At 72.1% G+C, this 1163-nt stretch carries 1 protein-coding gene and 1 pseudogene; one reads left to right on the plus strand and one right to left on the minus strand.

What is annotated here, in order from left to right; all coding sequences use genetic code 11:
• Positions 1 to 917 (plus strand): collagen-like triple helix repeat-containing protein (locus JMF90_RS37930; RefSeq protein ID WP_236598137.1); only part of this gene is annotated, 917 nt, incomplete at its 5' end.
• 113 nt (positions 918 to 1030) lie between these two features.
• Here JMF90_RS37930 and JMF90_RS37935 read toward each other — a convergent pair.
• Positions 1031 to 1163 (minus strand): annotated as a pseudogene (locus JMF90_RS37935) (AsnC family transcriptional regulator); the annotation flags it as partial.

Consider the following 1163-nt stretch of genomic DNA (forward strand, 5'->3'; position numbering starts at 1 on the left):
GTGGCACGAGTGGAACCAGCGGCACAGGCGGCACGAGCGGAACCAGCGGCACACCCGGCACCAACGGCATCATCAGTTCCGTCGGCGCAGTCGTGCTGGCTGCGGGCGCGACGCTCGGCGACGTGACGCTGCCGGGCGTCGGCAAGGCGGTGACGGCCGGGCCGGCCGACACGGTCACCGGCGTCGGCACGATCATCCGCGATACGACGAACGCCGTGAGCAACGGTATCGGTCAGATCGGCTTTACGCCGAACCCGGTCGGCAGGACGGTAACGGGCCTTGGCACCCTCGTCGGCTCGACCAGCAACCCGGTCAACGGCCTCAGCGAAACGGTGAAGGCGCTCGGCTCTGGCCCGCTGTCACCGCTCGCGCCGATCACGACGCCCGTCGGTGGCCTGCTCGACACGGTGGCCGGCGGCCTGAAGTCGGGCGGCACCATGCTCGGCGCGACTCTCGCGTCGGCCCCGGTCCAGCAGGCGACGCAGGCGATCAGCACCGCGATCACGCCGCTCGTGACGACGGCGGGCCAGCTCACGCAGCAGGTCGGCACCGCAACCGGCCTCGGGCAGCCGGTCGCGGGCCTGCTCGGGCAGGTCGGCGGCGCGATCACGTCGGCCGGATGGAAGGTGACGTCCACGTCGCCGCAGCCGATCGTCGGCGCGGTCGGCGGCCTCGTTCGGGCAGTCGGCAACACGGTGACCAATGCGGGCGGTCTCGTGAACCCGAGCGGCCCGAACGGTGCGGTGCCGGTTGCCGGTCTGGTGACGAGCGTGGTCGGCGGCATCCCGGCGACCGTGCACGATGGCTCGGCGACCGGTACGAGCGGGGGCGGCTCGCCGCTGGGCGGTCTCGCCAATCCGCTTGCGCCGGTGACGTCGCTGGTGGGTGGCCTGCTCGGCGGTGCGGTCGGCAAATAGTCAGCCCGTACCGATCGTCATGCGAGGGGAACGCGATGCATGACGGGGGCCGGCGACCATCGGTCGTCGCCGGTTCGGCCGGTCGCGTGGGACGGTCCCGAAACCGCGGCCCGCTATCGACGCGTGTCGCCGGGCTTCGACGGCGGCCGCGCCATCCCGCGCGCCGGCAACGGCGTCGACATCACGATCGACGTGCGCGTTTCGCCGTACAGGTTGACCCGTTCGATCAGTTGTTCGAGATGGGCC

The organism is Burkholderia sp. E168m23, from assembly GCF_016586125.1.
In the GTDB taxonomy this organism is placed as follows: domain Bacteria; phylum Pseudomonadota; class Gammaproteobacteria; order Burkholderiales; family Burkholderiaceae; genus Burkholderia; species Burkholderia orbicola.